Origin of the sequence: Ferroplasma sp., assembly GCF_037442045.1 — an archaeon.
GTDB lineage: Archaea > Thermoplasmatota > Thermoplasmata > Thermoplasmatales > Thermoplasmataceae > Ferroplasma.
Genome location: NZ_JBBIRC010000066.1, coordinates 1 through 5,083, shown reverse-complemented (window position 1 = coordinate 5,083; position 5,083 = coordinate 1). Strand labels below are relative to the sequence as shown.

Genomic DNA, 5,083 nt, shown 5'->3' with positions numbered 1-5,083 from the left:
TACCATAAAGCAAAATCACAATTCTATATAATAATGTTATTATTGTGTAACTAATACTTAATAAGATTTTCTTAAATTACTTCAATTAATATTTAATCTTAACTATCAAAACTTAATACAATATGTATAATAATAATTATAAAAAACAAATATACATATTCAGATTAATTTTATTCATTCCAAATAATTCAATACCTTGCTGAAAAGCAGAGAAGAAAATGTAATAGAATGCGATAATAAATATACATAATTAAAACCTGCCCTATTTGCTCAAGCAAATTTGAATGTAACAGTATACTCTTCTGGTACAGGAATAAAATTAACTGGAAATAGTTGGTTAGTGCAAAAGTACCGTTCCGTGAATGCCTGTGCCATTATTGCCCTCAAAATCTCAAACATAATATACAGAATCAAAATATTTTGCAATAACAAATCTTATATTTTCACATAGCTTTTAAGATAAATGGAGAAAATTTTTTATGTGTACATGAACCAGGATGACCCAAAAAAATCAACAATGAAAAAACTTGAAAGATACGGTATGGCAATTAAAATATCTGTAAATAAAATATACAATAAGCTCTATCTCACACCATATTCCGATAATTTTCTTCTCAATTCATGCAGAATACTTTTCCATGAACGTGGAATTGTTGTGGTGGACGGTTCATGGAACCGGATCAATACCATAGAGAATTTTAAGGGGAAAAATGGAAAAAAATTGCCTCTTCTGCTTCCAGTAAATCCTGTAAATTACGGGAAGCCAGGAAAATTATCATCGTTGGAAGCTCTTGCAGCAGCATTGTATATAATGGGCTATATAGAACTTGCTGAACAGGTTATTTCAAAGTATTCATGGGCACAGAATTTTATAAATACAAATATTGAGCCATTGAACGATTACATGAAATGTAATAGCAATGAAGATTGCATAGAAGCCCAGGATAACTATTTCTGAATTTTACTCCAATTATCGTTTTCCAGATCATAAATTCCATTTCCATATTCCAGGAATATATTTTTGATATTTTCCCTGAAATTAGGAGGAATTACAGAAAATATAGAATTTTCATATGGCATAATATGCAAACCACCTGCATGTTCTACGCTTTCTGGAGCTTCCAGGTAAAACCCTGCTAGAGATTCAGAATATATTCTTTCATCCGGATCTAGTCTTAACCTTGCATTTTTAATTCTCCTTTTAAGCAAGCGGACATCATTGTCGGAATATAATATATCCTGGGGTTTTCCACCTGCAGCTTCAATAAAAAGCAAAATGCCAAGGCATTTAGAACATTTCCCGCAGGGTTCTATAACTCCATTTTTTTCATGGCATGAATGGCACGACCTCTGTTGAAGAAATAAATCTCTGTATCTTTTCATCAAAATTTTTTCTTCCAGATAGCCCGTGACTGGATACACTATAGAATACACCATGGAATTTATCCCCTTTTTTTCGAAATAGAGAGAAAGCATTTTATTGAAATCGTAGGTCTGATCAAAAATCCCGTAATAATATTTTAAACCCTTATAATCCTTCATTTCCCTTGGATCATCAAATTCATCACCCATAATTATATTTCCTATAGAATATTTTTTAATCATGGGCAATAATAAAAATATGTAGACAGGGAAGATAAAAACCTGTATTGGGTAATCATCTGATAATATGTCTATTTTATTCTGATTTACTATTTTTATGTGCTTTAACATTTCATGATAAAAACGGTCTGTGTTTGACCAGACCTTCATAGTATTTTTAAAATTCTTTTTGTAATAATCATATGCTGTTTTTGCTGTTAACCAGTGTGAACCTGATTCTTCAAAGTAAAAAGAATAATTATTTTCTGGCTTATTAATTTCGTTGAAAATGCCAAAGGCCAAAAGGCTTTCTTTTCCTCCTGATGACATTATTGCAACTTTATCAATTGATGTTTTCCATGGCATTTCTTCGTTAAATATTTCAGGGCAAACAAGTTCTGTTATCCCATCTGCATTTTCTCTGTTAATATCACTTTCTGCTGGAATAAATTCGGACTTTATATAATCATATCTTCTATTGATTATTTTATTTATAAATACTTCATGGGCATTGATTACCATAAATTGCTTTATGATATCAATATCGTTTTTTGATACTGGAAAATTCAATGTCAATTTTCTCGCAAAATATGTAAAGTTTATTGCAGGCATTGTAAGTATAAGCCCTGCTATATTCCTGTTTATATCTATGTCTTCACCATATGTAAAAATTAATTTATAAGAAAAATCATCGAATTTAATATTGCCGATTATTCTCCTTTTTTCAATGCTTGCAATGTTGATTTCAATATTATCGAAAGATATTATGTTATCTATATACATTTTTTTGCCCCGTACGATAATGCATTAAATAATTATAAATCTGATATGACACTGGTAATATTTTCAAATTCATGAAGCGGGTCAAATACGGGTATATTGTATTTCCTTTCAAGCTCCGTTTTTTCCTTTTCTATTTCACGCATTTCCATATTTTCTATGTTCAATGATATTGCTATTACCTTTTTGTTTGAAACCAGTTCAAGAACCTTTATGTATTTCTCCAGTGACTCAATCGGATATTCTGGAAAACCGTCGTAGAATTTCCTTTTAGGTGCATGCTGAAGTATTATAGCATCAGGACGCATGGCACCTATTATCTCAAAGCCTCCTGGGTATGCTGGATGAAGAATTGAACCCTGACCCTCCAGAAACATATAGTCGGGATGTTTTTCCTGCCATGCTTTATATGTTATGTATTCCAGGGACCCTGCAACAAAATCATTTATTATAGAATCCATAACAACTGTATAAGGAAATCCCTGCATCCAGGATGTCTGCCCTGTTCCTATGAGTTCCGATTTTCTGTTTTGCCGGTTCATTGCATCATTGAGGTAAACGGCAGTTGTTCTTTTTCCTATGGCGCTGTCAGTTCCAAGCACAGCTATTTTTTTGGATTTTACTTCCTCTATCTTACCTGTAAATGAATACTCATAATTGTTGAAAATCTTTCTAACATCCACAATATTAACACGATGTGCCTCTGCAAGCTTTGAGAATTCAGAATCATTGCTTATGTACTGGTGAAGCCCATTTACGATGTTCATATTATTTTCAATGGCTTCAGAAACATATTTTCTATATTCCACTGGAAGATATCCACCATCGGTTGCAACTCCTATTATCAGAGTTTCTGCACCCATGGCTTTTGCTTCGTTAATATTGTTGATTATTTTTATTCCGTTCTGCCTCCCCATAAGTACATAGCCAGCATCCATGCCATAATATCTTGAATCTATAACTGCTACAATTTCATATTTCTTGCTGTATCTGACAAGGCCGTTTGCTGTTTTGCCATATGTTGTTGCAAAACACCCCTCAGAAAGTACTGCTGCCTTCTCCATTATTTATCACTTCCAGTCAATAATATTACACAATTTTTGTTTCCTGCAAACTTCAGGGCAGCAAATGCTGCAGAAGCAGATGCGGGCAAAACAGATAAATGATCTATTTTTCTAAATCCCTCTGATAATGTTATCATATCCTCATCAGATACGTATATGGCCTTTCCATGTGTTTTATAAAGAGCGTCCAGGGCTTTTTGCCCATCATATGATATATACGATACTAACGGCTCATTTGTATAGCTTTCTGATATGGTATCAGGATCAAGCTCAACAATATTCCTGAATCCATTCAGGAACGAATATATAACAGGGTTGCCACCAGAAGTGCTGGCTGCAATAAATTTTGGGATTTTAGCTATTTTTCCGTCTCTGTATAATCTCAGGAAGCCATAATAAACGCCATAGAAAGTTGTTCCGTTCCCTACCGGAATGGATATATAATCTGGCGCAAAGCCCAGCTGATTGTAAATTTCATATGATATTTCACTGTATCCAGAAACATCTATGCTTTTATTCTTTGACCCGGGGCTTGCATCATACCAGTTATTCTTCTCCGACTCTTCCCTCATATACTCTACCATTTCTTCGTATTTTACAGGTTTTTCTATTATGTCTGCACCATATGAAGCAATTTCAGCATGCCGGGAATTTGAATATTCCTGCGGTATTCCAACTATAGCCTTTATGCCATATTTGCCTGCATAATATGCTATTGATGCACCATAATTTCCGCATGTTGCAACAGATATTTCACTGTACCCATGATCAATGGCATTCTCAACATGCTTTTTGGAAATTCTGTCTTTCTGTGTTCCAGTAGGGTTTGAGCCTTCGTATTTTATAAAAAAATTGCTTCTTCCCAGATAATTTCCAATGTCAAAATCCCTTATTAAAGGACTACCTGGCGGTTTGTCTTCTGATTCTATCTCCATTTTTTTCACTGACATCTTATTAATATTAATTAATATATAAACATTTTGTATTTAAATATTAAATTTTTAAAATTTCAAGATTATAATTATCTGATACAGTTTTAATCATGTCCTTAACCCTGCCTTTAGTTCCATGTGCATCCATTAGGAAACCTTTGCATTTCGGTGTTTTATTTACCGCATTTTCAATTTCTTCCTGTGAAATTATTTCATGCACATATTTGGGTATTATATGCCCTATATTTATCTCATTTTCAAAGAAATAACTGCTAATTTTTGGTGCATAATGGCCGCCTCCAACACCGACAAAATTCTCATAATCCTTTTTTTCTCCTTCAATAATAGCTCTTGCCATTAAATCAGCAATGCCTGGCTGCTTCCATTCATTCTCAGTAGTTCCTATCTCAATAAAATATGATGGCTTTTCAAGATAGGGGCCATGATGTGTTGCTTCAAATGTAATTTCGAAATAGTTCCCGGAATAATTATTTTTGATATACCTTAGTGACGCTCCCATGCCTTCCGGGTCAGAAGGAACTATTACATTGTCAAGCCCTCCAAGTTCGGCCTTTCTGAAATTTCCAACAGGATGAACTGTAAGTGATTTAACATTGGCAACCGATGAATGCTTTGATAAAAAAATTACCTTTTCAGCATCATTGCTGATATTTTTCATGTCCTGGTAAATATGCAAATTGTCGATAAATTTTAAATTATAATTTT

General features: G+C 33.4%; 5 protein-coding genes. 1 reads left to right on the top strand and 4 read right to left on the bottom strand.

The window, feature by feature from the left end:
• The first annotated feature begins 463 nt into the window (after positions 1-463).
• Entirely contained in the window at positions 464-958 is a 495-nt protein-coding gene (locus WKI77_RS07180; RefSeq protein ID WP_337861146.1) for a DUF367 family protein, read from the top strand.
• Here the strand turns inward: WKI77_RS07180 and WKI77_RS07175 are convergent.
• The 4 genes from WKI77_RS07175 to WKI77_RS07160 all read right to left on the bottom strand — a co-directional run.
• Positions 949-2,364, bottom strand: a complete 1,416-nt coding sequence (locus WKI77_RS07175; RefSeq protein ID WP_337861145.1) for a metal-binding protein — start codon at positions 2,362-2,364, stop codon at positions 949-951. The genes WKI77_RS07180 and WKI77_RS07175 overlap by 10 nt on opposite strands.
• Before the next feature lie 32 nt (positions 2,365-2,396).
• A complete protein-coding gene (locus tag WKI77_RS07170; protein ID WP_337861144.1) occupies positions 2,397-3,425 on the bottom strand; it encodes a DUF1611 domain-containing protein in 1,029 nt (342 codons plus the stop codon).
• Positions 3,425-4,375 (bottom strand): pyridoxal-phosphate dependent enzyme, encoded by a 951-nt coding sequence (locus WKI77_RS07165; protein WP_337861143.1) that lies wholly within the window; start codon positions 4,373-4,375, stop codon positions 3,425-3,427. Before WKI77_RS07165 ends, WKI77_RS07170 begins: the two co-directional genes overlap by 1 nt.
• A 43-nt stretch (positions 4,376-4,418) precedes the next feature.
• Positions 4,419-5,083, bottom strand: a 665-nt coding sequence (locus tag WKI77_RS07160) for a D-aminoacyl-tRNA deacylase (RefSeq protein ID WP_337861142.1), incomplete at its 5' end; no start/stop codon positions are given.

What these genes read in the sequence shown, in the direction of transcription:
- WKI77_RS07175 (WP_337861145.1), bottom strand. Translation starts at nt 2,364, where the DNA reads ATGTATATAGATAACATAATATCTTTCGATAATATTGAAATCAACATT.
- WKI77_RS07165 (WP_337861143.1), bottom strand. Translation starts at nt 4,375, where the DNA reads ATGTCAGTGAAAAAAATGGAGATAGAATCAGAAGACAAACCGCCAGGT.
- WKI77_RS07180 (WP_337861146.1), top strand. Translation starts at nt 464, where the DNA reads ATGGAGAAAATTTTTTATGTGTACATGAACCAGGATGACCCAAAAAAA.
- WKI77_RS07170 (WP_337861144.1), bottom strand. Translation starts at nt 3,425, where the DNA reads ATGGAGAAGGCAGCAGTACTTTCTGAGGGGTGTTTTGCAACAACATAT.